General features: G+C 67.4%; 24 protein-coding genes. 16 read left to right on the top strand and 8 right to left on the bottom strand.

Features of this window, described 5'->3' with window-relative positions; all coding sequences use genetic code 11:
- Positions 1-18: 18 nt before the first annotated feature.
- Complete coding sequence (locus ACW4E8_RS03480; protein ID WP_456803239.1) at positions 19-1,002, bottom strand: KpsF/GutQ family sugar-phosphate isomerase; 984 nt, start codon at positions 1,000-1,002, stop codon at positions 19-21.
- 143 nt (positions 1,003-1,145) lie between these two features.
- On the opposite strand from ACW4E8_RS03480, the gene ACW4E8_RS03475 reads away from it, so the two are divergent.
- Positions 1,146-3,125 carry a cation:proton antiporter domain-containing protein gene (locus tag ACW4E8_RS03475; RefSeq protein WP_456803238.1) on the top strand — a complete coding sequence of 660 codons (1,980 nt, stop codon included), beginning with the start codon at positions 1,146-1,148 and terminating at the stop codon, positions 3,123-3,125.
- 18 nt (positions 3,126-3,143) lie between these two features.
- Here the strand turns inward: ACW4E8_RS03475 and ACW4E8_RS03470 are convergent, their stop codons facing one another.
- Both ACW4E8_RS03470 and ACW4E8_RS03465 read right to left on the bottom strand, forming a co-directional pair.
- The gene (locus tag ACW4E8_RS03470) at positions 3,144-3,518 is read right to left on the bottom strand and encodes a ribbon-helix-helix domain-containing protein (RefSeq protein ID WP_456803237.1); all 375 of its coding nucleotides are present in this window, start codon (positions 3,516-3,518) and stop codon (positions 3,144-3,146) included.
- Between the two features lie 101 nt (positions 3,519-3,619).
- Positions 3,620-4,198, bottom strand: a complete 579-nt coding sequence (locus ACW4E8_RS03465) for a DJ-1/PfpI family protein (protein ID WP_456803236.1) — start codon at positions 4,196-4,198, stop codon at positions 3,620-3,622.
- 216 nt (positions 4,199-4,414) lie between these two features.
- Between ACW4E8_RS03465 and ACW4E8_RS03460 the strand changes: the two genes are divergently transcribed.
- From ACW4E8_RS03460 to ACW4E8_RS03450, 3 genes are all read left to right on the top strand, one after another.
- Entirely contained in the window at positions 4,415-4,987 is a 573-nt protein-coding gene (locus ACW4E8_RS03460; RefSeq protein WP_013955479.1) for an adenine phosphoribosyltransferase, read from the top strand.
- A 43-nt stretch (positions 4,988-5,030) separates the two neighbouring features.
- The gene (locus ACW4E8_RS03455) at positions 5,031-5,642 is read left to right on the top strand and encodes a LysE family translocator (RefSeq protein ID WP_456803235.1); all 612 of its coding nucleotides are present in this window, start codon (positions 5,031-5,033) and stop codon (positions 5,640-5,642) included.
- A 177-nt stretch (positions 5,643-5,819) separates the two neighbouring features.
- Positions 5,820-7,499 carry a Na/Pi cotransporter family protein gene (locus ACW4E8_RS03450; RefSeq protein WP_456803234.1) on the top strand — a complete coding sequence of 560 codons (1,680 nt, stop codon included), beginning with the start codon at positions 5,820-5,822 and terminating at the stop codon, positions 7,497-7,499.
- A 9-nt stretch (positions 7,500-7,508) separates the two neighbouring features.
- Here ACW4E8_RS03450 and ACW4E8_RS03445 read toward each other — a convergent pair whose 3' ends face one another.
- Together ACW4E8_RS03445 and uvrA are read right to left on the bottom strand one after the other, a co-directional pair.
- On the bottom strand, positions 7,509-7,994 hold the full coding sequence (locus tag ACW4E8_RS03445; protein ID WP_456803233.1) for an adenosine-specific kinase: 486 nt from the start codon (positions 7,992-7,994) through the stop codon (positions 7,509-7,511).
- 110 nt (positions 7,995-8,104) lie between these two features.
- Entirely contained in the window at positions 8,105-10,969 is a 2,865-nt protein-coding gene (gene uvrA / locus ACW4E8_RS03440; protein WP_456803232.1) for an excinuclease ABC subunit UvrA, read from the bottom strand.
- Between the two features lie 363 nt (positions 10,970-11,332).
- Here uvrA and ACW4E8_RS03435 point away from each other — a divergent pair, with 363 nt between their 5' ends.
- From ACW4E8_RS03435 to ACW4E8_RS03415, 5 genes are all read left to right on the top strand, one after another.
- Positions 11,333-12,583: an MFS transporter gene (locus tag ACW4E8_RS03435; protein ID WP_456803231.1), complete on the top strand. Its 1,251-nt coding sequence runs from the start codon at positions 11,333-11,335 to the stop codon at positions 12,581-12,583.
- A gap of 183 nt (positions 12,584-12,766) precedes the next feature.
- A complete protein-coding gene (locus ACW4E8_RS03430; RefSeq protein ID WP_456803230.1) occupies positions 12,767-13,327 on the top strand; it encodes a single-stranded DNA-binding protein in 561 nt (186 codons plus the stop codon).
- Between the two features lie 201 nt (positions 13,328-13,528).
- Entirely contained in the window at positions 13,529-14,572 is a 1,044-nt protein-coding gene (locus ACW4E8_RS03425) for a porin (RefSeq protein WP_456803229.1), read from the top strand.
- A 15-nt stretch (positions 14,573-14,587) separates the two neighbouring features.
- Positions 14,588-15,574: a Bug family tripartite tricarboxylate transporter substrate binding protein gene (locus ACW4E8_RS03420; RefSeq protein ID WP_456803228.1), complete on the top strand. Its 987-nt coding sequence runs from the start codon at positions 14,588-14,590 to the stop codon at positions 15,572-15,574.
- Complete coding sequence (locus ACW4E8_RS03415) at positions 15,571-16,506, top strand: BMP family ABC transporter substrate-binding protein (RefSeq protein WP_456803227.1); 936 nt, start codon at positions 15,571-15,573, stop codon at positions 16,504-16,506. The genes ACW4E8_RS03420 and ACW4E8_RS03415 overlap by 4 nt, the downstream gene beginning before the upstream one ends.
- A gap of 28 nt (positions 16,507-16,534) precedes the next feature.
- On the opposite strand, the gene ACW4E8_RS03410 is transcribed toward ACW4E8_RS03415, so the two are convergent.
- Entirely contained in the window at positions 16,535-17,707 is a 1,173-nt protein-coding gene (locus tag ACW4E8_RS03410) for a GGDEF domain-containing protein (RefSeq protein WP_456803226.1), read from the bottom strand.
- 371 nt (positions 17,708-18,078) lie between these two features.
- Between ACW4E8_RS03410 and ACW4E8_RS03405 the strand changes: the two genes are divergently transcribed.
- Positions 18,079-18,414, top strand: a complete 336-nt coding sequence (locus tag ACW4E8_RS03405; protein WP_456803225.1) for an RcnB family protein — start codon at positions 18,079-18,081, stop codon at positions 18,412-18,414.
- A gap of 85 nt (positions 18,415-18,499) precedes the next feature.
- Here the strand turns inward: ACW4E8_RS03405 and ACW4E8_RS03400 are convergent, their stop codons facing one another.
- Positions 18,500-18,793 carry a hypothetical protein gene (locus ACW4E8_RS03400; protein ID WP_456803224.1) on the bottom strand — a complete coding sequence of 98 codons (294 nt, stop codon included), beginning with the start codon at positions 18,791-18,793 and terminating at the stop codon, positions 18,500-18,502.
- An 85-nt stretch (positions 18,794-18,878) separates the two neighbouring features.
- Here ACW4E8_RS03400 and ACW4E8_RS03395 point away from each other — a divergent pair, with 85 nt between their 5' ends.
- From ACW4E8_RS03395 to ACW4E8_RS03375, 5 genes are all read left to right on the top strand, one after another.
- Positions 18,879-19,085, top strand: a complete 207-nt coding sequence (locus ACW4E8_RS03395; RefSeq protein WP_456803223.1) for a hypothetical protein — start codon at positions 18,879-18,881, stop codon at positions 19,083-19,085.
- A 202-nt stretch (positions 19,086-19,287) separates the two neighbouring features.
- A complete protein-coding gene (locus ACW4E8_RS03390; protein ID WP_456803222.1) occupies positions 19,288-20,325 on the top strand; it encodes a collagen-like protein in 1,038 nt (345 codons plus the stop codon).
- Between the two features lie 179 nt (positions 20,326-20,504).
- Positions 20,505-21,005 carry an ion channel gene (locus ACW4E8_RS03385; RefSeq protein WP_456803221.1) on the top strand — a complete coding sequence of 167 codons (501 nt, stop codon included), beginning with the start codon at positions 20,505-20,507 and terminating at the stop codon, positions 21,003-21,005.
- 76 nt (positions 21,006-21,081) lie between these two features.
- Complete coding sequence (locus ACW4E8_RS03380; protein WP_456803411.1) at positions 21,082-21,228, top strand: hypothetical protein; 147 nt, start codon at positions 21,082-21,084, stop codon at positions 21,226-21,228.
- Between the two features lie 48 nt (positions 21,229-21,276).
- On the top strand, positions 21,277-21,627 hold the full coding sequence (locus ACW4E8_RS03375; protein WP_035822695.1) for a hypothetical protein: 351 nt from the start codon (positions 21,277-21,279) through the stop codon (positions 21,625-21,627).
- Between the two features lie 190 nt (positions 21,628-21,817).
- Here the strand turns inward: ACW4E8_RS03375 and ACW4E8_RS03370 are convergent, their stop codons facing one another.
- Complete coding sequence (locus ACW4E8_RS03370) at positions 21,818-22,726, bottom strand: MurR/RpiR family transcriptional regulator (RefSeq protein WP_456803220.1); 909 nt, start codon at positions 22,724-22,726, stop codon at positions 21,818-21,820.
- A 290-nt stretch (positions 22,727-23,016) separates the two neighbouring features.
- Between ACW4E8_RS03370 and ACW4E8_RS03365 the strand changes: the two genes are divergently transcribed.
- The gene (locus ACW4E8_RS03365; protein ID WP_456803219.1) at positions 23,017-23,538 is read left to right on the top strand and encodes a type IV pilin protein; all 522 of its coding nucleotides are present in this window, start codon (positions 23,017-23,019) and stop codon (positions 23,536-23,538) included.

Below are 23,538 nucleotides of genomic sequence, written 5' to 3'. Positions count from 1 at the left end.
TGCCGGGCCCGCGCCCGCTCAGATGACCTTGGCGCGGGTCAGGTCGTGGATATGCAGCGCGCCGGTCAGGCGGCCGTCGTCATCCACCACCAGCAGCTGGTTGATGCGGTTGGCTTCCATCACCTGCACCGCTTCGACGGCGAGCTGGTTCTCGTTGACCACGTGCGGATTGCGGTGCATGACCTCGCCGATGGGCACGGTCTTCCAGTCGCGCGGGGTTTCCAGCAGGCGGCGCAGGTCGCCGTCGGTGAAGACGCCGATGGCGTGTCCGTCCGGGTCCACCACGGCGGTCATGGCCATGCCCTTGCGGGTGATTTCCATCAGCGCCTGGGCCAGCGGCGTGTTTTCACGCACCTCGGGCACGGCGTTGCCGGTGCGCATCACGTCGCGCACATGGGTCAGCAGCTTGCGCCCGAGCGCGCCGCCGGGGTGCGAGCGGGCGAAGTCTTCCTCGCCAAAGCCGCGCGCATCCAGCACCGCCACCGCCAGCGCATCGCCCAGCGCCAGCGCCGCGGTGGTGCTGGCCGTCGGCGCCAGGTTCAGCGGGCAGGCTTCTTTCTCGACCGCCGCGTCCAGGTGGACGTCGGCCAGCTTGGCCAGGTTGGAGTCGGGGTTGCCGGTGACCGAGATCAGCCGCGCGCCGATGCGCTTGACGATTGGGATGATCGACAGCAGCTCGCCGGTCTCGCCAGAATTGGAGAAGGCGATCAGCACGTCGTCGCGCGTGACCATGCCCAGGTCGCCGTGGCTGGCTTCGGCCGGGTGCACAAAGAACGACGGCGTGCCGGTAGAGGCCAGCGTGGCCGCGACCTTGCGTCCGATATGGCCGGACTTGCCGATTCCCGAGACGACCACGCGCCCCGTGCATTGCAGGATCAGCAGCACGGCACGGGCAAAGTCGCCGTTCAGGCGTCCGGAAAGTGCGGAAACCGCATCGGCTTCGGTCTGGAGAGTGTCGCGGGCGAGCCTGAGTGCTCGATCCGCATCGAAATTGGCTATCATGGCGACGAAGTATACCAACGAATGCGATGGCGCCTGGCCCGACCCATGGCGCACGTCGTGCTTGCCGTGCTCGCCGTATTTTTTGCCGGCAGGGTGCCCGTGCCGGGTCGGACGCGCGCCTGGCCGGTCACCCAGACCGCCTGATGCATTCTCCGCTGGAACTGACCCTGGTGCTGCTGGCCGCCGCCGTCTTCGGCGTGGTCGCATTCCGCATGCTGCAGCTGCCGCCGATGCTGGGCTACCTGGCCGTCGGCACCCTGATCGGTCCGCATGCGCTGGGGCTGGCCAGCGACACCGCGCAGACCAAGTACCTGGCCGAATTCGGCGTGGTCTTCCTGATGTTCTCGATCGGGCTGGAGTTCAACCTGACCAAGCTGCGCTCGATGAAGCGGCTGGTGTTCGGCCTGGGCGGCTCGCAGGTGGTGCTGTCGATGCTGGCGGTGGTGCCGGCCAGCTGGGCTTTCAACTGGCTGTTCCCACTGTCCTGGCAGGCGTCGGTGGCGCTGGGCGGGGCGCTGGCGATGTCTTCCACCGCGATCGTCTCCAAGATGCTGTCCGAGCGCATGGAGCTGGAAAGCGAGCAGGGCCGCAACATCATCAGCATCCTGCTGTTCCAGGATCTGGCGGTGGTGCCGCTGCTGATCGTGATCCCGGCGCTGTCGCGCGATCCGGGCGACCTGATGGTGGCGCTGGGCCTGGCCACGGTCAAGATCGTGGTGGCCCTGGGCGCCATCTTCTTCCTCGGCCAGCGCCTGATGAGCCGCTGGTTCCATGTGGTGGCGGCGCGCCGCTCGCAGGAACTGTTCATGCTGAACCTGCTGCTGGTGACGCTGGGCATGGCGGCGCTGACCGAGCGGCTGGGCCTGTCGATGGCGCTGGGCGCCTTCATGGCGGGCATGCTGATCTCCGAGACGCCCTACCGCCACCAGGTGGAAGAGGACATCAAGCCGTTCCGCGACGTGCTGCTGGGGCTGTTCTTCGTCACCATCGGCATGCTGCTCAATATCCGCGTGGTGCTGGACCACGTATGGCTGGTGCTGGCGCTGCTGGTGGTGCCGGTGCTGTTCAAGCTGGTGCTGATCGCGGTGCTGGCGCGGGTCTTCGGCTCGCGCCAGGGGGTGGCCATCCGCACCGGGCTGGGGCTGGCGCAGGCGGGCGAATTCGGTTTCGTGCTGCTGAACCAGATCGACGGCCTGAACCTGGTCGACCCGGTGCTGATCCAGGTGATCCTGGCGTCGATGCTGCTGTCGATGCTGGCCGCGCCATTCCTGATCCAGTACAGCGACGCCATCGTGCTGCGCTTTGCCGCCAACGAATGGCTGATGCAGTCGCTGAACATGACCCGCATCGCCGCGCAGAGCCTGCAGACCGAGAAGCACGCGATCATCTGCGGCTTCGGCCGCAGCGGGCAGAACCTGGCGCACATGCTGGAGCGCGAGGGCATCAACTACGTGGCGCTGGACCTGGACCCCGACCGCGTGCGCGAGGCCGCCGCGGCCGGCGATACCGTGGTCTACGGCGATGCGGGCCGGCGCGAGGCGCTGATCGCCGCCGGCATCCACCGGGCTGCCGCCCTGATCGTCACCTATGCCAACACGCCGTCGGCGCTCAAGGTGCTGCACCACGTGCAGGAACTGGCGCCGGCGCTGCCGGTGATCGTGCGCACGGTGGATGACTCAGAGCTCGACACGCTGCAGAAGGCCGGCGCCACCGAGGTGGTGCCCGAGATCATCGAGGGCAGCCTGATGCTGGCTTCGCACGCGCTGGTGCTGCTTGGCGTGCCGATGCGGCATGTGCTGCGCGGCGTGCAGGAGGCGCGCGACGCGCGCTACAGCCTGCTGCGCGGCTATTTCCACGGCCGCGACGATGATGAGGACATGGTCGAGCGCGATTCGGTGCGGCTGCATTCCGTGTCGCTCGGGCCGCAATCCACGGCGGTGGGGCGGCGCCTTGGCGTGCTGGGGCTGGAGCGGATCGGCGTGGAAGTGACCGCTGTGCGCCGCCGCGGCATCCGCGCCTTCGACCCGGAGCCCGAGACCGTGCTGGAGCCGGGCGATATCGTGGTGCTGCGCGGCCCGCCCGAGGCGCTGGAAGCGGCAGAGACGCGCATCCTGAACGGCTGAGCGGGGCCGCCGGATGCGTCAGTGCGGACGCGCTTCGACCCAGGATTCCGGCAGGTTGTCGAGCACGGCGCGTGCATCCAGCGACCGGATCGGCACGCTGGTATCGGCCGGGATGCGGCCTTCGCCCTGCAGCATCAGGTAGCGCAGGCAGCACACGCGCAGGAAGGACGAGAAATTGCCAGCCACCGCCTCGCTGCCGCGATGTTCGGTCAGTTCATCGTGCAGGCGCGTGATCAGCTGGTTGACGGTCATGCCGTCGCGCCGCGCCAGTTCTTCCAGCACTTCCCAGAACAGGCTCTCCAGCCGGATGCTGGTGGCCACGCCATGCAGGCGCAGCGAGCGCGACTGGCTTTGGTACGACGCCGGATTGGCGCGGATAAAGATTTCACACATGGATGCTCCCGTGCGGGCGGCGCAGCCGGCGGTCATGTGCACGGCTCGCCGCAGGGGGCGGGCCGTGCCTTCACGCATGGGGGCGCCGCGTGCGGAAAGCTCTAATGTACGATCCGCGTGCCCAGCACGGCAAGGAACTGCGCCAGCCAGGCCGGATGCGCGGGCCAGGCCGGGGCGGTGACGAGGTTGCCGTCGGTATGGGCCTGGTCGACGGGAATATCGGCATACGTGCCGCCGGCCAGCTTCACCTCGGGCGCACAGGCCGGGTAGGCGGAGCAGGTCTTGCCTTCGAGCACGCCTGCCGCGGCCAGCAGCTGGGCGCCGTGGCAGACCGCGGCGATCGGCTTGTCCGCCTGGGCGAAGTGGCGCACGATCTCCAGCACGCGCGCGTTCAGGCGCAGGTATTCCGGGGCGCGGCCGCCGGGGATGACCAGTGCGTCGTACGCGGCCGGGTCGATCTCGGCAAAGGTCGCGTTGAGGGTGAAGTTGTGGCCGCGCTTCTCGGTGTAGGTCTGGTCGCCCTCGAAGTCATGGATCGCGGTGGCGCAGGCGTCGCCCGCCTGCTTGTCCGGGCAGGCCGCATGGACGGTGTGCCCGACCATCTGCAGTGCCTGGAACGGCACCATGGTTTCGTAGTCTTCGGCGTAGTCGCCCACCAGCATCAGAATCTTCTTTGCCATCGCGGTCTCCTGTATGGTTACGGGTGTCCGGCGGGTGCCGGACGCGGCAGCCCGGCCCCTTGGCTAGCCAACCGGGCCGGCAGGGCCATTGTGCTGGCCGCCCCGGTGGCGCGGGTGGTAACTGGTTACCGCGCCGGCGGCCACCCTTGCCGCGACCCACTGCGACCCCTTTCTGACTGGCGCGCCACGCCGCGCGCCTACCGCTTCCAGACCCCTATGGCAGATTCCATCATCCAGTCCCCTGAGCTCGGCGACGTCACCGGCTACCTGCGCGAGCGCATCCGCACCGTGCCGGACTGGCCCATGCCGGGCGTGATGTTCCGCGACATCACCCCGCTGCTGCAGAACCCCAAGACGCTGCGCGTGCTGATCGATGTCTTCGTGCACCGCTACATGGATGCGCAGCTCGACCTGGTGGCGGGCATCGATGCGCGCGGCTTTATCCTGGGCGCGATCGTCGCGTATGAGCTGAACCTGGGCTTCGTGCCGATCCGCAAGAAGGGCAAGCTGCCGTTCCAGACCGTGGCCGAGGAGTATGAGCTGGAATACGGCAGCGCCACCGTCGAGATCCATGCCGACGCCTGCAAGGCCGGCGACCGCGTGCTGCTGGTCGACGACCTGATCGCCACCGGCGGCACCATGATGGCCGGGCGCAAGCTGCTGGAGCGCCTGGGCGCGACGGTGGTGGAGGGCGCCGCCATCGTCGACCTGCCCGAGCTGGGCGGCTCGAAGCTGCTGCAGGACGGCGGGCTGCCGCTGTTCACCGTGTGCAAGTTTGAAGGTCACTGAGCCACGCTGACCGGCCTGCAAGATTTCCACGCAAGGAGACCCCATGCCTGACCTGCTGCTGTTCCTGCTGACTTCAATCGCGGTCACCGTGGCCCCCGGGCCCGACAACCTGCAGGTGCTGGCGCGCGGCATGGCGCAGGGCCGGCGCGCGGGGCTGGTGGCGGCACTGGGCTTTTCGGTCGGGTGCCTGTTCCACACCGTGATTGCGGCGGTGGGGCTGGCCGCGGTGCTGCGCTCGTCGCCGCTGGCGTTCCAGCTGATCAAGTACGCGGGCGCGGCCTACCTGATCTTGATCGGCATCCAGGCGCTTCGCGCAAAGGGCGGGCTGGCGCAGGGCGGTGATGTCGATGCGGTGCCGCTGGGGCGCGTGTTCCGCCAGAGCGTGCTCGGCAACATCATGAATCCCAAGGTGACGCTGTTCTTCCTGGTGTTCCTGCCCCAGTTCGTGCGCGCCGATGCCGCGCACCCGGGGCTGCAGTTCCTGCTGCTGGGCGTGGTCTTCATGCTGCAGACGGCGGTGGTGTTCTCGCTGTTCGGGCTGTGCGCGGGCTGGCTGGGCGCCTGGCTGCGCCGCCGCCCGGCCACCGGCCGCTGGCTGGACCGCGCCGCCGGGGCAATCTTCGTCGGGCTGGGGATCAAGGTCGCGCTGCCCTGAGCGCCGTCGCTGGCGCGCACCCGGGCGCTGTGCCGCTGGTGTTGCCCGTTGCCCGCACGCCGCACCCGTGCCGTTGCCGCTGTCGGGTGACGGGCGCATAATGCCCCATTGACAACTACACGATGACCGGGCCGAGCCTCCAGGGTTTTGTCGGCACTGGTCACACAAAGGCGCACAATGGGCGTACTCCTTCACCTGCTATCAGGCGTTGCCCTGCTCGTCTGGGGCACCAACATCGTCAAGGTCGGCATCCTGCGCGTCTACGGCGCGAACCTGCGCCATGTCTTGTCGACCAGCGTCTCCAACCGCTTCACCGCCTTCCTTGCCGGGCTCGGCGTCACCGGGCTGGTCCAGAGCAGCAATGCCACCGCGGTCATCGTCAGCTCCTTCGTCGGCCAGGGCCTGATCGCCGTGGCGCCGGCGCTGGCCATCATGCTCGGCGCCAACGTCGGCACCGCGCTGATGGTGCAGGTGTTCTCGCTGGACCTGTCCTGGCTGTCGCCGCTGCTGATCTTTGTCGGCGTGATCTGCCACCTGACCTGGAAGGGCAGCAGGCCCGGCCACGTCGGCCGCGTGCTGATCGGCCTGGGCCTGATCACGCTGGCGCTGGAACTGATCTCTATCGCCACCCGTCCCGTGGTGCAGGCCGCCGGGGTCAAGGTGCTGTTCGCCTCGCTGACCGGCGACTCGGGGCTGGACATGCTGGTCGGCGCCTTCCTGACCATCCTGTGCTATTCCAGCCTGGCCGTGGTGCTGTTCTGCGGCGCGCTGGCCTCGGCCGGCGTGGTGTCGATCCACGTGGCGCTGGCGCTGGTGCTGGGGGCCAACCTGGGCTCGGGCATCTCGGCGCTGCTGACCACCTCGGGCAACAACCAGCCGGGCAAGCGCGTGACGCTGGGCAACCTGCTGTCGCGCCTGCTGGGCTGCCTGGTGGCGCTGCCGCTGCTGGGCCAGGCCGAGGAGCTGCTGGCGCTGCTGGACCATGACCCGCAACGGCTGATCGTCAATTTCCACCTGCTGTTCAATGTCGCGCTGGCGGTGCTGCTGCTGGGCGCCACCGCGCCGCTGGCGCGGCTGTGCGAGAAGGTGCTGCCCGGGCGCAACACCGGCGACAGCCAGGTCACGCCGCGCCACCTCGATACGGCCGCGCTGTCCACGCCCACGCTGGCGCTGGCCAACGCCGCGCGCGAAGTGCTGCGCATCGGCGACCGCGTCGAGCAGATGCTGGACAACATGCTGCGCGTGCTGCGCACCAACGACGCCAAGCTGGCCGACGCCACCTGCCGCATCGACAACGAGGTGGACGACCTCTACACCGCGATCAAGCTCTACCTGACCCGCATCAGCCTGGAAGCGCTGGACGAGCGCGACGGCCAGCGCTGGACCGAGATCATCTCGCTCACCATCAACCTGGAACACGCGGGCGACATCATCGAGCGCATCCTGCTCGATACCAAGGACAAGAAGATCGCCCACAACCTGATGTTCTCCGAGGCGGGCATGCAGGAGATCGCCGAGATGCACGCGCGCCTGGTCGCCAACCTGCGGCTGGGCTTGTCGGTGTTTCTCAACGGCGACCTCAAGAGCGCCCAGGCGCTGATGGCCGAGAAAGCGAACTTCCGCGAGCTGGAGCGCAAGTACGCGCGCACCCACCTGCAGCGCGTGGCGGTGCAGACCGCCGAGAGCATCGAGACCAGCTCATTGCACCTGGACGTGATCAGCGAGCTGAAGCGGCTGAATTCGCTGTTCTGTGCGACGGCTTATCCGGTGCTGGAGCAGGCTGGCGTGCTCAACCGCAGCAGGATGAAGGAAGACGACCTGCCGACGGTGTCGACCGTGCAGGCAGCGCAGCACTGATCGGCAACGCTAGAGCTTGTAGCCGAACTTCCGCAACAGCGCCTTCCGCTCGGCCACATCGGCATCGGTCTCGATCCCCAGCGGCGAGGCGCCATCGATCACGCCCACCACGCCGCGCCCGGCATCGGTCTGGGCGATGATCACCTGGGTCGGGTTGGCCGTTGCGCAGAAGATGCGGCACACCTCCGGCACTGCCCGCACCGCGGCCAGCACGTTGACCGGAAAGAACCCGTCGCCGAGGAAGATCAGGAAGGTATGCCCGGCGCCGATGGCGCGGGCGTTCTCGCAGGCCAGGTCGATCAGGTCTTCATCTGTGCCCGACCAGCGCACCAGGCGCTTGCCCGATGCCTCGCAGAACGCCAGCCCGAAGCGGATGCCGGGCACCGTGCCAACCAGCGCCTCGTGCAGGTCTTCCACAGTCTTGATGAAGTGCGAATGGCCGAAGATGAAGTTGGTGGCTTCCGGCTTGGTGACCGGTACGACCGTCAGTTCCATGGCAGGCTCCCGAATGGCCGCAGGGCTTGCCGCCATCGGGTTCATGGTAGGGCGCGGGGTGGCGAATGCAAGCCGCGCGGCCTCGCCGGCCTACATGCGCCTGCACATGCTTATGCGCGCTTGAGCAGCGGCGCCAGGTACTTGCCGGTAAAGCTCGCCTTGCTCCTGGCGACATCCTCGGGCGTGCCGCGCGCGATCACCTGGCCGCCACCGGCGCCGCCCTCGGGGCCCATGTCGATGAGCCAGTCGGCGGTCTTGATCACGTCCAGGTTGTGCTCGATGATGACCACGGTATTGCCCTGGTCGCGCAGCTTGTGGATGACCTTGAGCAGCAGTTCGATATCGTGGAAGTGCAGCCCGGTGGTCGGCTCGTCCAGGATGTAGAGCGTGCGCCCGGTATCGCGCTTGGACAGCTCCAGCGACAGCTTCACGCGCTGCGCCTCGCCGCCGGACAGCGTGGTCGCCGACTGCCCCAGCCGGATATAGCCCAGGCCCACGTCCAGCAGCGTCTGTAGCTTGCGCCGCACCACCGGCACGGCGCTGAAGAATTCGTGCGCCTGCTCGACGGTCAGGTCCAGCACCTCGGAGATGTTCTTGCCCTTGTACAGGACTTCCAGCGTCTCGCGGTTGTAGCGCTTGCCGTGGCAGACATCGCACGGCACATAGACGTCGGGCAGGAAGTGCATCTCGACCTTGAGCACGCCGTCGCCCTGGCAGGACTCGCAGCGCCCGCCCTTGACGTTGAACGAGAAGCGGCCCGGATCGTAGCCGCGCTCCTTGGCCGACGGCACGCCGGCGAACAGTTCGCGGATCGGCGTGAACAGGCCGGTGTAGGTGGCCGGGTTGGAACGCGGCGTGCGGCCGATCGGGCTCTGGTCGACGTTGATGACCTTGTCGAAATGCTCCAGCCCCTCGATGCGGTCGTGCGGCGCCGGCTCCGGCGTTGAGCCGTACAGGTGGCGCGCCACCGCGTGGTAGAGCGTGTCGTTGATCAGCGTCGACTTGCCTGAGCCGGACACGCCGGTGATGCAGGTCAGCAAGCCCACCGGCACCTCGGCGGTGACGTTGCGCAGGTTGTTGCCGCTGGCGTTGACGATGCGCAGCAGGCGCTCATCGTCGGGCGCGGCGCGTTCCTTCGGCACCTCGATGCGGCGCTGGCCGGACAGGTATTGCCCGGTCAGAGATGCCGGCGAGTCCTCGATCTGCTGCGGCGTGCCCTCGGCCACGATCATGCCGCCGTGCACGCCGGCGCCCGGGCCGATGTCGACCACGTAGTCGCAGGCGCGGATCATGTCCTCGTCATGCTCGACCACCAGCACGGAGTTGCCGATGTCGCGCAGGTGCTTGAGCGTGCCGATCAGGCGGTCGTTGTCGCGCTGGTGCAGGCCGATCGAGGGTTCGTCCAGCACATACATCACGCCGGTCAGGCCCGAGCCGATCTGCGACGCCAGCCGGATGCGCTGGGCCTCGCCGCCCGACAGCGTATCGGCGCTGCGCTCCAATGACAGGTAGTCCAGCCCGACGTTGTTCAGGAAGTTCAGCCGCGCGGAGATCTCCTTGATGATCTTGTCGCCGATCTCGCGCTTGGCGCCGTGCATGTCCAGCGTCAGGAAGTACGTCAGCGCGTCGCGCAGCGGCCAGCCGTTGATCTCGAAGATCGCGCGTGCCTGCTCGCCCTCGCCCAGCTTGACGTGGCGCGCCTCGGTGCGCAGGCGGGTGCCGTGGCAGGCGGGGCAGGGCTGGTTGTTCTGGTACTTGGCCAGTTCCTCGCGCACCGCGACGGAATCGGTTTCGCGGTAGCGGCGCTCCAGGTTGGGGATGATCCCTTCGAACACATGCTCGCGCACGGTGGTGCGGCCGCGCTCGTTGATATAGGTGAACGGGATCTCCTGCTCGCCCGAGCCGTGCAGCACCGACTGCTGGACGTTTTCCGGCAGCTCCTCGAACGGCGTCTCGGTGTCGAAGTCGTAGTACGCCGCCAGGCCTTGCAGCATCTGGAAGTAGAACTGGTTGCGGCGGTCCCAGCCCTTGATCGCGCCAGAGGCCAGCGACAGGTTGGGGAAGGCCACCACGCGCTTGGGGTCGAAGAAGGTGATCTGGCCCAGCCCGTCGCAGCTCGGGCAGGCGCCCATCGGGTTGTTGAACGAGAACAGCCGCGGCTCCAGCTCCTGCAGCGAATACGAGCAGATCGGGCAGGCAAACTTGGAGCTGAACATATGCTCCTTGCCGCTGTCGAGTTCCAGCGCAAGCGCGCGGCCATCGGCCAGGCGCAACGCGGTCTCGAACGACTCGGCCAGGCGCTGCTTGATGTCGGCGCGCACCTTGACGCGGTCCACCACCACTTCAATGGTGTGCTTCTCGGTCTTCTTCAGTTTCGGCAGCGCATCGACCTCATAGACCTTGGCCTCGGCCTCGTGCGCGGCGCCGCCGCCCGAGCGGATGCGAAAGCGCACGAAACCCTGCGCCTGCATGCTGTCGAACAGGTCCGAGTGCTCGCCCTTGCGGTCGGCCACCACCGGCGCCAGGATCATCAGCTTGGTGTCCTCGGGCAGGGCCAGCGCGGCGTCCACCATCTGCGACACGCTCTGCGCCTGCAGCGGCAGGTTGTGGTCGGGGCAGTAGGGCGTGCCGGCGCGGGCGTACAGCAGGCGCAGGTAGTCGTGGATCTCGGTGACGGTGCCTACCGTGGAGCGCGGGTTGTGGCTGGTGGCCTTCTGCTCGATCGAGATCGCCGGCGACAGGCCTTCGATCAGGTCCACGTCCGGCTTTTCCATCAGCTGCAGGAACTGGCGGGCATAGGCGGACAGCGACTCCACGTAGCGGCGCTGGCCTTCGGCATAGAGCGTGTCGAAGGCGAGCGAGGACTTGCCCGAGCCCGACAGGCCGGTGATCACGATCAGCCGGTTGCGCGGCAGGTCGAGATTGATGTTCTTCAGGTTGTGGGTACGCGCCCCACGGATCTTGATTTCTTCCATATGCCGAAAAGTCGTCGCCAGACAGGCCGCCCTGCCGGGCTGGCAGGGCTGTCTGAAGGAATCGCAGAACCCGAAACAAGTACCTTAATTGGCACTTCCGACCGCTGGCGACGGCCGGAATGCGCGCCCGGGCACACGCCCGGGGGCCACTGGCATGGCCAGGTGACCCGGGAAGCGCGAAGGAGCAAACCTGTTAATATACCCAACTTCGGTTTCCGGGGTGGCCCGCGCCATGCAGGTGCCCGGCGAAGCCGCCGCCGGCCCCGGGTTCCGGGCGGCAACTTCCCCCCGCGATCCCGATCGAAACTGCCGTTGCGATGCACCGGCAGCCAGCCTGACAGATTCCACGATCCCACGATCGCAATGCCGTCGATCCAGTCTTCTTCCCCGGATGCGGGTGCCGCTGACGCATCCCAGGCCCCCGCCCGCGAACGCATGACCCGCGCCGAGCTGCGCGCTGCCGTGTCGCTGGCCAGCATCTTCGCGCTGCGCATGCTGGGCCTGTTCCTGATCCTGCCCGTCTTTGCCGAATTCGCGCACAGCCTGCCCGACGGGCATGACGTCCAGCGCGTGGGCCTGGCCATGGGCATCTATGGCCTGATGCAGGCATTCCTGCACATCCCGCTGGGCTGGCTGTCCGACCGCATCGGGCGCAAGCCGGTGATGGTGGCCGGGCTGCTGCTGTTCATCGCCGGCGGGCTGGTGGCCGCCTTCTCCGACACGCTCAGCGGCATCATCGCCGGCCGCGCGCTGCAGGGCATGGGCGCGATCTCCGCGGCCATCACCGCCTGCATCGCCGACCTGACGCGCGAGCGCCATCGCACCAAGGCGATGGCAATGGTGGGGGGCAGCATCGGCCTGACCTTCGCGCTGTCGCTGGTGATCGCCTCGCCGCTGCTGCACAGCATCGGCATGTCCGGCATCTTCGGGCTGATGTCGGTGCTGGGGCTGGTGGCCATCGGCGTGACGCTGTTCCTGGTGCCGACCCCGCCGCCGCCGCATCCGGTGCGCCTGCCGTTCCGCAAGGTGCTGCTCAACGCTGACCTGGCGCGCCTGAACGTCGGCGTGCTGGCGCTGCACGCTTCCCAGGTGGCCATGTTCATGGTGGTGCCCGCAATGCTGGCCGATGCCGGCATGCCGCTGGACCAGCACTGGAAGGTCTACCTGCCGGTGGTGCTGGTGTCCTTCGTGCTGATGCTGGGCCCGATGATGGCGGCCGAGCGCTACGGCCGCGTGCGCCCGGTGCTGCTGGGCGCGGTCGCGCTGATGACGGCGGTGCAGCTGCTGTTTGCCGCTGTGCACGGGCTGTGGGCCATCGTCGGCGTCTTGCTGCTCTTCTTCGTCGCGTTCAACGTGCTGGAGGCGATGCAGCCTTCGCTGGTGTCGCGCTACGCCGCGGCCGCGCGCGGGGCGGCGCTGGGCGTCTACAACACCACGCAGGCGCTGGGCCTGTTTCTGGGCGGCGCGGCCGGTGGCTGGCTGCTCAAGCACGAGGGGCGCAGCGCCGTGTTCGTCGGTTGCGCGGTGGTGCTGTTGCTCTGGCTTATAATCGCCTGGAGCATGAAGGCGCCGCCGGCGCGCGGGCAGGAAGCTGCACCGGCAACGCCGGCCTGATCCGCATCACATCGTAAAGAATCCGGCCTGGAAAAGGCCTAGCATGATCGCGCCACCCGACGTCTGGCCGGGGGCGCGATGTTCGTTTACGTCACCGCAGTATCGCGTCACACTACATCCGCTTTACCGTCATCGTATTGCCACGCTTTTCAACACAGCGCGTGGCTTTTGGAGAACATTCACATGGCATCGGTCAACAAAGTCATTCTCGTCGGCAACCTCGGCGCAGACCCGGAAACCCGCTACCTGCCCAGCGGCGACGCCGTGACCAATATCCGCCTGGCGACCACCGATCGCTACAAGGACAAGCAGAGCGGCGAGATGAAGGAGGCCACCGAATGGCACCGCGTCTCGTTCTTCGGCAAGATCGCCGAAATCGCCGGCCAGTACCTGCGCAAGGGATCGTCGGTCTATATCGAAGGCCGCATCCGCACCCGCAAGTGGCAGGACCAGTCGGGCCAGGACAAGTACTCCACTGAAATCGTTGCCGACCAGATGCAGATGCTGGGTTCGCGCCAGGGTGGCGGCGGTGGCGGTGAAGAAGGCGGCTACGGTGGCGGCGCAGGCGGCGGCGGTGGCTACAGCCGCGAAGCGTCGGGCGGCGGCTACGGCGGTGGCCGCGGCGGTCAGGCGGGCGCCCAGGGTGGCGGCCAGGGTGGCGGCCAGAGCGGTGGCGCTGCGCGCCGGCCGCAGCAGCCGGCCTCGAATGGTTTCGAGGATATGGACGACGATATTCCGTTCTGAGCACGGCCTCGCTTTAAGCATCACCCCGAAAGCCCGCTACGCGGGCTTTTTTGCGCCCGCATTCTCCGCGCAAACCGCATTTCCTCATGCGCACACATTCGTATGCGGATGTGCGGCCACACCCTATATTTTGCATTCTTAATTTGTATGCAAAATGGAGGGTGGTGCGTGAAGGTGGGGAACACAAGGCGCAGTCACGCCATGGCGCTTGCCGGCGTGCTGGCGGGGGCGATCTGCGGCATTACGCAGCAGGCGCAGGCGCAATCAGTATCGACTTCCATATCGGTCTATGGCCTGATCGACACCATGGTCCGATACTCGGACAACAACCGCGGGGACCAGCGCCTGGCTGAACTGAGCGAGGGCTACTTCAGCGGCTCGCGCTGGGGCGTGCGCGGCAATGAGGCGCTGGGTGCGGGATGGTCGGCGCTGTTCAACCTGGAAAGCGGCTTCGACCTGGCCACAGGCACTTCGCTGCAAGGCACTGCGGCGTCGAACTACGGACAGGTTGGCACGCACGGTACAGGCCGGCTGTTCGGCCGGCAGTCTTACCTGGGGATCGAGCACCAGGCGTGGGGGAAGCTGACGTTCGGCCGCCAGTTCACCACGGCCTATGACGCGACCTTCCGCTTCCAGCCCTATGGCCATCCCAATCTCGATGCGGTGGCCATCCTCAACGGCTATACCGGTCCGCGGCAAGACAACATGGCGAAGTACGCGGGCAAGTGGGGTGCGTTCTCGGCAGCGGCGCACTACACCTTCGGCGAAGTGCCGGGCGATGCGGCGGCCAGCAGCAGCCGGGGGCTGGCGCTGGCCTGGACCACGGCACGGATCGACGTGGGTGCCCTGTTCCAGAGCACCAATGCCCTGGCGACCGAAGAGAAGCGCACGATCTGGGGCATCGGCGGCAGCAGCCAGCTGGGGCGCGTCAAGCTGGCGCTCGGCTACCTGGACAACCGCTTCCACCTGAGCCCGACCCGCAACCATGTGCTGACCGGCGGCGCCACGGTGCAGGCAACGCCCGCGCTGGCGGTGTCGCTGGCGGCCGGCTATGACCGGCAGACCGCCGCCAGCGGCCACCGGCTGATGCTGACGAGCGTGGCTGAGTACAGCTTGTCGAAACGCACCAGCGTCTATGCGGAAGCCGACTTCAACCACATCAGTGGCAGCTATGCGCTGCCCGCCTTCATGGGCGTGCGTGGCAACAAGTTCGGCGGCGGCGTCGGCCTGCGCCATCGCTTGTAAAGCCGGAGGGCCATCGTGATTTCAAGAAGACAGTTCCTTGCCGCGGCGCTGGCCGCGCCGGCATTGCCGGGGATGCCGGCGCGCGCGGACAGCGGCGCCGCGGCATGGCCGCGCCATCCGGTGCGGCTGGTGGTGACCTTCCCGCCGGGCGGGTCCAGCGACATCGTGGCGCGGCTGCTGGCACCGGTGCTGCAGGAAAAGCTGGGGCAGCCATTCGTGCCCGACAACCGCCCGGGGGCGGGATCGACAATTGGCGCGGCAGCGGTCGCCGCGGCACCCAATGACGGCTACACGCTGCTGATGTCGAACTCGGCGGCGCTGAGCATCTCGCCGTTCCTGCTCAGGCGGCCCGCCTACGACCCGGTACGCAGCTTCACGCACGTGCACTACATCGGCGCGGTGCCGACGGTCTTTGCCGTGCATCCGTCGGTGCCCGCGCGCAACCTAGCCGAACTGGCGGCATGGATCCGCGCGCAGCGCGACCCGGTGCCGTTCGGCAGCGGCGGGGCGGCGTCGGTGGCGCATATCGTCGGCGAGCTGTTTGGCCAGCAGGCGGGGTTGCGGCTGACGCACGTGCCGTACAAGGGCGCGGGGCCGATGCGCGCCGACCTGCTCGGCGGACAGATCCCGTTTGCGGTGGATGCCCTGCCGCAGAACCTGCCGTTGCTGCAGTCCGGCGCCTTGCGCCTGCTGGCGGTGACCTCGGCACAACGCGTGCCGCAGGCGCCCCAGCTGCCCACCGTGGCGCAAGCCGGCTATCCCGGCCTGGTGGCCGAAAACTTCGTCGGCGTCTCCGCGCCGGCCAACCTGCCTGAGGACATCGTGCAACGCTTGCATCAACAACTACAGGTCATCCTGCAACAACCGGCCCTGCGCGGCCGCCTGGAAGCCCAGGGCTTTGTGCTGGCCGAGCGCCGGCCCGATGAGTTTGCCGCCTACGTACGCCAGCAGGCGCAGGCCTGGGGTCCTGTGGTCGCGGCAACCGGAGCGACGCTGTCATGAGCGCACGCATCCAGGTAGTCCTGTTCGGACCCGAAGGACGCGGCAGCTTCAACGAAGCCGGGCATGCCGGCGCCATGCGCGCACGCAATGCCGGCCACGACGTGGCGGTGACGTGGATTGCCGATCCGGATCCGCAGGCGCGTGCCGCAGCCCTGCTGGCGCTGTGCGAGACCGGCCCGGACCTGATCGTTGCGCATGGCGGACAGGGGGACTATCCCGTTTCTATTGCCGCGGCTCGCCATCCCGCCCGGCGCTTCGTGGTCACGCAGGGCAGCGTGCTGTGCGCCAATACCGCGAGCTATGCGGTGCTGCAGGAACAGTCCGCTTTCCTTGCGGGCGTGCTGGCGGCGACGGATTCGCGCACCGGCGTGGTGGCCCATTTGTCGGGCGAGAAGGTGCGCCCCGGGCTGAAGGGGCGCGCGGCGTTTCTCCATGGCGTGCGCAGTGTGGTGCCTGGCCTGCCGGCACTCACGACCTTCTGCGGCAACCAGCACGATCCGGCGCTGGCCGGCGACGCTGTTGCCGCGCAGGCCCGCGCCGGTGCCGATATCGTCTTTGCGATGATCGACGGTGGCCGCGACGGAGCCATCGCCGCCTGCCGTGCCGCGGGCATCCGCCAGATCGGCAACGTGCTCGACTGGACCAGCAGGCATCCTGATGTCTTCCTGGCTTCCGCGGTGGCCGACAGCGGCTTGTGCGTCGAGCAGGCGATCGGGGATTTCAAACGGGACCGGATTGCGTGGGGAGCCACCCGCAGCTTCGGGCTGGAAGCGCCGGCGGCCGTCCGGCTCGCCTTGGGCCGCGATGTCAGCACGGCTGCGCGCGCGGCGATCGACCACTGGAGCCAGCGCTTGCTCGATGGCGGCGTGGCCGTGGCTGAGGGCTATGACGGGCCGGAGCTTGCTGTGGGCGATGCGCCTACGTTTGCATAGCCGCCGCCGGACGGGAGGCACGGCGGCATCAGGCCAGCACCGGCAAGCCGGCCTCCCGCTCCCACTCCACGCAATTCCTGCCTTTGTTCTTGGCCGCATACAGCACGTTGTCCACGCGCATCAGCAGCGCTTCCAGGTCTTCGCCGGGCCGCAGCGTGGCCACGCCAAAGCTGGCGGTCACCGTGTGCATGCCTGGGAGGACGTCCATTTCCGTGCTCTCCAGCGTCTGGCGCAACCGTTCGGCCAGATGCAAGGCTGCATCGGGCGGGGTATCGGGCAACAGCACGACGAACTCCTCGCCGCCCAGGCGCGCGGCGATATCGCGCCGGCGGATGCCGGCGGCGATGATCCGGCCGATTTGCGCCAGCACCGCGTCGCCGGCGCTGTGGCCGTAGTTGTCGTTGATGAACTTGAAGAAGTCGAGATCGCACAGCAGCACGCTCAGCGGCTTGCCCTGAGGTGGCGGGATTTCCCGCGCGGCCAGCGCCTCCAGACTGCGGCGCGTGTGCAGCTGCGTCATCGGATCGGTGTCGCGTTCATGCCGCAGGCCGTCGATCACGTCCTGCGCGGCCGCCGCCAGCAGCGCCAGCGCCAGCGTGAGCAGCAGCAATGCCATGGTGGCCTGCAGCCACAGCCAGTAGGCCGAGCGGGTGAGGACGGCAGCGTCCTGTCCGGTGGCCGGAGCAATGGTCAGCACCGTGCGCGGCAGGAAATGGAGGGCAAACAACAGGAAGACCCAGAACAGCACCCGGTCCGCGGTGCTGCCTGTGCGCAGGCGGGCAAGCGGCGCGATCCCCAGCAGCAGGATCAGCGCGATGCCGATATTCAGGATGTAGATGCGGGCGACCAGCTGGGGCTGCACAAAGTCAAACCAGGCAAGCGCCGCAAACAGGGCCAGCGGCAGCGACACCAGCGCGCAGGTATCGACGCGCGCGCCGATGCGCGCCAGCATGCCACCCAGCATCAGCACGGCACTGCCCAGGTAGAGCGCACCGGTGACCGTGGCGTTGCCGCCGCCGTTGCGCGGTTGCCAGACGATCTGCAGGCCGATGGCAACCGCGTACAGGAAATAGCAGGCACCGAGCTGCAGCAGGTAGTGCCGCGTGCGCTCATGGTTCCAGGCCAGCAGGAAGCAGAGCGAAAGCAGGATGGCAATGGCGGGATTGACCAGGGCCAGGAATTGACCAGCATCGTGCAACACGGAGAGTCCCAAGTTTTTATGGTTCTCTGGCAGGGACGGATGCCCGCGTGCGAAGCGCCGTGAACAGGGCGTGAGCCAGGGAACATAGAGGCGGTGCGTGCCCGCTGACAGACTGAGTAGCGGCCGCCCGTAACAAATTGTTTCTGTCAGGTCCCATTCTAGACATGGGTGGCGTCAGCGGCTCCCCCCCGATGGGTGCCAACCGGCAAACAATTGTGAACAATCTGTCAGGGCGCGAATGGATCCCTGGTCACATCGAGCGTCGGCGCCATGGACGGCGGATGCCGCAGTTGTCCGTATTTGTGACTAATCTGGTAGATGCTGTCCGGATCCTCCGGCAGTTCGGTTTTCCCGTACGCAAGGAGATCACGATGAAGACCAAAAAAGCGATGCCGGCGCTCTTGCTGGCGGCAAGCGTGCTGGCGGCGCCGTTTGCGATGGCGCAGGGTGCCAAGTCCAAGCCGATGACGGATCCCATGGCCGCCCCCGCGCCGGCGGCGCAGAACTCGCCCTATATGCAGGTGCAGCAGTGGAAAAAGGGTGACCGGCTGCCCACCGAGTTCAGGGACCGTCAGTATGTGATCGACGACCACAAGCAATACAACCTGCCCGCGCCGCGCAAGGGCACGCGCTGGGTCGGGATTGGCGCGGAATATTACCTGGTGGCGCCCAACGGCGTGATCCAGCAGGTCGGATCGGGTTCCTGACCCAGCCTGCTGCGGCGACGACCGCGGGAAAAGAAACAAAGCCGCCACGCCTGGGTGCGTGGCGGCTCTTTTTTGGCGATGGGTATCAGATACCCAGGATCTGCTTCGCTTCGAGCAGCGATTTCATCGCTTCGTCATGCTTGCCGGCCTTGTGATAGGCCGCGCCGTCGGCGCGCAGCTTGGCAACCTTGGCGGAAGCTTCCGGCGACAGCGCCGGCTTGGTCGACAGCTTGGCGTCGATGGCCTTCATCTCATTGGGGCAGTTATGGGCCAGCGCCAGGCCGGGGGCGCCGGCCAGCAGCAGTGCCGTAAGGACAAGGACAGATTTGCGCACGATGGCCTCCGCGAAGACGCTGTTGGGATTTCCAGCATAGTCCATCGCCGCGCCGTCCTGCGCCTGGCCGGGTGCGGCATGAATGGGCTGGTTTTGCCTGTGCCGCGCATATCCCCCCACGAAGGGGTAAATGGCGATTATTCGTTTCGCTTTTGAACAGCCCGGAGCCACGCCACCTCATCCGGAACTCAACCATTTGGGCGAGATATTGCCGGTATTTTCTGTCTGCATCGGCACGCGCGGATGCGGTCCTTTGATGCTTGAATCCGCCCGCTCTGAATTGGGCCAGACGCCCGCCGCGTTACCGCCGGTCACGGCAATCCGGGTGTTTTCATAATCATTATCCCGAGTCATCTGCATTTTAAACAGGCGTTGGCGCTATTGGGCCGGGGGCAATTTTCCGCTGCACCGGAAATGCGCTTCATTAATGAAACAGCCCATGCGAATGCACGATATATCGGAATCGCCGCGATCTCTAGATTGAGCTCACCCGGCACGGATCCGGGCATGCCATTTATGAGAACCGGGGGGCTTCCATCATGCAACACATCGACCTGAAACTTGCGGCGATCCCGCTTGCCTGCCTCGCCATCCTGCTCTCCGGTTGCGGTGGCGGTGGCGGCGATTCCGCGCCGGCCAGCGCCGCGCCATCCGCCAGCGTGGCCGGCCCGGCCGGCGCGAATGGCAAGACCATCCTGTCCGGCACCAATGCGCCCGCGGCGGACGTTGGCACGGACGGCGACTTCTACCTCAATGCCTCGACCTCGACGCTCTACGGGCCCAAGGCTGACGGGGCCTGGCCTGCCGGCGTGTCGCTGGTCGGCCCGCAGGGCGTGGCCGGCGCGCCCGGCGCCGTGCTGCTGCACGGCGCGGCAGATCCCACCGCTGCCGATGGCGGCGAAGGCAGCTTCTACCTCAATACGACCACCAACACGCTGTTCGGCCCGAAGACGGCGGAGGGCTGGCCGGCCGGGGTCTCCGTGGTCGGCCTGACCGGTCCGGTCGGGCCGGCGGGTCCGGCGGGTCCGGCTGGGTCCGACGGCGCGGCCGGGGCGCAAGGTCCGCAGGGCGAAAAGGGCGAAAAGGGCGATACCGGCGAGACTGGCGCCACCGGCCCCCAGGGCCAGCAAGGAGAGACTGGCGGCGGCGGAGCGACGATCTACACGGCCAACTTCGCTGTGTATGACTCGCCGGATGGCAATGGCACTTATGTCATGACCGGCACCGCGCTGGACCGGCAAAGTAACGATCCGAATTTCGGCGCGGTGATGCCGGTAGGCTGCAGCGGCGGCCTGACCCTGAACGCTAGCCTGGCGGGCACGGTGCCCGATGACGACGTCAAGTACACCCTGGCGGCATACCGTGTCGCCAGCGGCGCGGCGCTGGAAACGATCGCCCCGCTTGCCATCACCGACGCGTCCGCCTGCTCGCTCGGCGCCACCGTGCGGACCTGCTCGGCGCCGGCCACGACGACGGTGGCGGCTAACGACATTGTCCAGGTGCAGGTCAGTGGCAACCGCAACTTCCAATGGGGCGGCGGGCTGTACGTCAACCTCTCCTGCAAGAGCAGCAACTGATCCATGCGGCGGCCACCCGGCCGCCACCAACCCTCTGCCAGGGCTACGAGCACGGCCGCGCGCCAGCCGCACCCCGCTCCCTGGTTTTCCTGCACGCCTTCCAGTGTTATTTTGGAGGGCGCTTTTTTTTTGGCGCTGTTCCCGATCCTCCCGGACACCGACCAGGCCTGCCGCTGCGCATGGAAACCTCCGCCGAACACTATTCGCTGGCCCTGCTGTGCGCCGCCGTGCTGACCGTGACCGTGGTCGGCATCCACTACGAGGCGCTGCGGCTGCTGTCGGCGATACACCCCCGGCGCTGGAGCGGGCGCATGAACATCGGCGTGCTGATCGTCTGCATCATCGTGGTCCATTGCCTGGAAGCGCTGGTGTTTGCGCTGGGCCTCTGGTTCGCCGACCACGTGCTCGGCCTGGGCGGGCTGACCGGGATGGGCGGTGCCGGCGCGTCCGGCGTCCACACGCAGCCAAGCGCGCTGGTCTACGCATACTTTGCGCTGGAGACCTTCACCACGCAGAGCCTGGGCGATATCGTCCCGGTGGGCGCCAGCCGCCTGATCGCCAGCGTCGAGCCGCTGGTCGGCCTGATCCTGATCGGCTGGTCCACCTCGTTCACCTATGTGATGATGCGCCGCGACTGGGAGCTTGAGCGCGACGAGGGAGGCGGGCGCCGCGCGCCCTAGCGGCATCACTGCTCATGTGGCCCAACCACGGGCCGCCCTCAGCGGCGGCCCGGCAACGGAAGGAGGAAGACCGGACATGGCAAGACTGGTGATGATCCTGCTGGGCGTGGGCTCCCTGCGCACGCGCTGGCGCGGCCTGCTGCGGCTGGGCTGCCTGAGCGTGCTGCTGGGGGTGGCCATGTTTGCCGATGCTGGTAGTGTCAGGCAGGCCGCGAACGATTAAGCTGGCAGCCTTTGCATAAATTCATCGAGCCACAGGAGAGAAGTCATCATGCCGAGCCAGCGAACCCTGACCCGCATTGCCGCCATCGCCGCCCTGGCGATGGCCTGCAGCGCGCATGCGCAGAGGCCGGACGGGGACAGCGCCGCCGCCGCTGCCATCAACGAAGCGGTGCAGCAGGGCACCACGCCCTACCGTCCCGACCCGGCCGCAACGCCGGGCAGCATCCAGTCGGACGAATGCCGCGCCCTGGCCGCGCAGATCGCCGAGGCGCCCAAGCGCGAATACCGCGCCACCCAGCCGGCCATCGAGACCGCCCAGGGCCGCATGATCCCGGAACTGGAGCGTGACCGGCCGAAGAAGTCGCTGCAGCAGGCGTACCGGGAGAAGTGCACGCAGTGAGTTGGTGGGTGTGTGGGGCTTGCCGGCCAGTTGAGCCGTTGGTCGCTCTTTGTGGGCGTGGATGTTTGGCTTGGTGCCATGCGGTCGGCTGTCGCTCTTGACTAGTGCTGCTGTTTCGCCGGCTACGCCGGCGAAACAGCCACGCTGGCCAAGAGCGACACCCTGCCCATCAACCACATACATTCAACCCTCACTCGCGCCCCGCCACCACATACGCCCCGGTCCGATGCAGTTCGCCCTCGGCCTGCTCCAGCGCGCGGATCGCGCCCTTGCCCTTGCGTGCAAGCAGCTGCTCGACGAGGGCCTCGACCACGGCCACGCCGGCGGTGACTGACGGGAAGAACGACGGGCTTTCCACCGAGAACAGCAGCGTGCAGTCCGCTGCCAGCGCGATCGGCGCGACCGTGCTGTCGGTCAGCGCAATCACCTTGCAGCCGCACTCGCGCGCGGCCGCGGCCACGCGGATGCTTTCCTGCGAGTAGGGGGCAAAGCTGACCACCAGCACCGCATCCTTGGGCGCCAGGCCGCGCAGCTCCATCTCCAGCGTGCCGGCATCGGCGCGGATCAGGTGCACCGAACTGCGGAACAGCCGGTAGACATAGTGGAAGGTGAACGCGATCGGGAAGCACGAGCGGAAACCCGCGACATGCACGCACGCCGCATGCGACAGCAGTTCCGCCGCTTGCTGCAGGGTCTTCTCATTGTTGGCGGCGATCATGTCCAGGTTGTGGTGCTGCGCGTCCAGCATCTCGCCCAGCATGCGGCTGGCGCTGCTTTCGCGCACCACCTTGCGCGCGCGGCGCGCGTACGGCTGGCTGCCGCCGCGCAGCGCATCGACGAACAACTCACGCAGCCCCTGCCAGCCCTCGAAACCGAGATGCTGCGACAGCCGCACCAGGGTGGCAGGCTGCACCCCGGCACTAGCCGCGATCTTGCGCATCGACAGCACCGCCACGTCCTGCGGATGGTCGAGCAGGTAGCGCGCGCCGCCCTGGAACTGCGTGCTGAGCGTGGGGAAGTTGCTGCGCAGCAGCGCCAGCAGGGCTTCCAAGTCCTGCGGCGGCGCTTGCCGCGATGGGGTGGGGCTGTCGGGCGGCATGGGCATTCCGGATTCGGTGTTTGTAACGATTGTTGCACAGGTGCGCCCGGGCGCGCATCGGGCCTGTCGAACAGGGCGGGCCAGGGTTCCCCTTCACTGACGGATAACGTCTGCCGTCTGCCTTGGCTGTATGCCCTGTGCAGATCTCGTAACGCCACTGTCTGTTCGCTACAACGCCGGCCAGCCGGCATCATATTTTCCTTACCCACTTAACGGATCGTGACTTACACTCCGCGCCATAACCTCCGGAATTCGGTCATCCGGAACATAATTGGTATCGGAGCGCGAGCATGGGACATAGAAGCCCGGCAGTGCGACACGGCGGGAGGGTCAACCCGTCGTTTCGGGTCATTGGGGAAGTTGGGGCAACCGGCAATCCGTGCCGGGGCTGGCGCCTGCGCGGCGCCAGGGCAGCGCATGGCTTCACGCTGATCGAGGTGATGATCACCGTGGCAATCATTGCCATTCTTGCCGCCGTCGCCATTCCAAATTACAGCCGTCACGTCGTGCGCTCGCACCGGGCTTCGATCGAGTCCTTCATGCTTGAGGTCTCGGGCGCCCAGGAGCGCTACCTGGTCGACAACCGCGCCTATGCCGCCAATCTGGGCGCGCTGGGCATGTCGGTGCCGGCCGCGCAGGCAACGCGCTACGACGTCGCCGTGACGCCGAACGCGGCGCTGCCGCCCGGCTACAGCATCGTGGCCACGCCCAAGGGCAGCCAGCTCGCCGCCGACGCCGACTGCGGCTCGCTGACGCTGACCAGTGCCGGCGCGAAATCCGCGTCTGGTTCAGGCACCGACTGCTGGAACTGA

The sequence above is a fragment of the Cupriavidus sp. CP313 genome, from assembly GCF_054072015.1.
Note: the sequence above shows the minus strand (reverse complement) of the source record. Positions and strands in the feature narration are given on the sequence as shown.

Coding starts and splice junctions, on each gene's coding strand:
- ACW4E8_RS03480 (WP_456803239.1), bottom strand. CDS start 1,002: ATGATAGCCAATTTCGATGCGGATCGAGCACTCAGGCTCGCCCGCGAC.
- ACW4E8_RS03475 (WP_456803238.1), top strand. CDS start 1,146: ATGCATTCTCCGCTGGAACTGACCCTGGTGCTGCTGGCCGCCGCCGTC.
- ACW4E8_RS03470 (WP_456803237.1), bottom strand. CDS start 3,518: ATGTGTGAAATCTTTATCCGCGCCAATCCGGCGTCGTACCAAAGCCAG.
- ACW4E8_RS03465 (WP_456803236.1), bottom strand. CDS start 4,198: ATGGCAAAGAAGATTCTGATGCTGGTGGGCGACTACGCCGAAGACTAC.
- ACW4E8_RS03460 (WP_013955479.1), top strand. CDS start 4,415: ATGGCAGATTCCATCATCCAGTCCCCTGAGCTCGGCGACGTCACCGGC.
- ACW4E8_RS03455 (WP_456803235.1), top strand. CDS start 5,031: ATGCCTGACCTGCTGCTGTTCCTGCTGACTTCAATCGCGGTCACCGTG.
- ACW4E8_RS03450 (WP_456803234.1), top strand. CDS start 5,820: ATGGGCGTACTCCTTCACCTGCTATCAGGCGTTGCCCTGCTCGTCTGG.
- ACW4E8_RS03445 (WP_456803233.1), bottom strand. CDS start 7,994: ATGGAACTGACGGTCGTACCGGTCACCAAGCCGGAAGCCACCAACTTC.
- uvrA (WP_456803232.1), bottom strand. CDS start 10,969: ATGGAAGAAATCAAGATCCGTGGGGCGCGTACCCACAACCTGAAGAAC.
- ACW4E8_RS03435 (WP_456803231.1), top strand. CDS start 11,333: ATGCCGTCGATCCAGTCTTCTTCCCCGGATGCGGGTGCCGCTGACGCA.
- ACW4E8_RS03430 (WP_456803230.1), top strand. CDS start 12,767: ATGGCATCGGTCAACAAAGTCATTCTCGTCGGCAACCTCGGCGCAGAC.
- ACW4E8_RS03425 (WP_456803229.1), top strand. CDS start 13,529: ATGGCGCTTGCCGGCGTGCTGGCGGGGGCGATCTGCGGCATTACGCAG.
- ACW4E8_RS03415 (WP_456803227.1), top strand. CDS start 15,571: ATGAGCGCACGCATCCAGGTAGTCCTGTTCGGACCCGAAGGACGCGGC.
- ACW4E8_RS03405 (WP_456803225.1), top strand. CDS start 18,079: ATGAAGACCAAAAAAGCGATGCCGGCGCTCTTGCTGGCGGCAAGCGTG.
- ACW4E8_RS03400 (WP_456803224.1), bottom strand. CDS start 18,793: ATGGACTATGCTGGAAATCCCAACAGCGTCTTCGCGGAGGCCATCGTG.
- ACW4E8_RS03395 (WP_456803223.1), top strand. CDS start 18,879: ATGGCGATTATTCGTTTCGCTTTTGAACAGCCCGGAGCCACGCCACCT.
- ACW4E8_RS03390 (WP_456803222.1), top strand. CDS start 19,288: ATGCAACACATCGACCTGAAACTTGCGGCGATCCCGCTTGCCTGCCTC.
- ACW4E8_RS03385 (WP_456803221.1), top strand. CDS start 20,505: ATGGAAACCTCCGCCGAACACTATTCGCTGGCCCTGCTGTGCGCCGCC.
- ACW4E8_RS03380 (WP_456803411.1), top strand. CDS start 21,082: ATGGCAAGACTGGTGATGATCCTGCTGGGCGTGGGCTCCCTGCGCACG.
- ACW4E8_RS03375 (WP_035822695.1), top strand. CDS start 21,277: ATGCCGAGCCAGCGAACCCTGACCCGCATTGCCGCCATCGCCGCCCTG.
- ACW4E8_RS03370 (WP_456803220.1), bottom strand. CDS start 22,726: ATGCCGCCCGACAGCCCCACCCCATCGCGGCAAGCGCCGCCGCAGGAC.
- ACW4E8_RS03365 (WP_456803219.1), top strand. CDS start 23,017: ATGGGACATAGAAGCCCGGCAGTGCGACACGGCGGGAGGGTCAACCCG.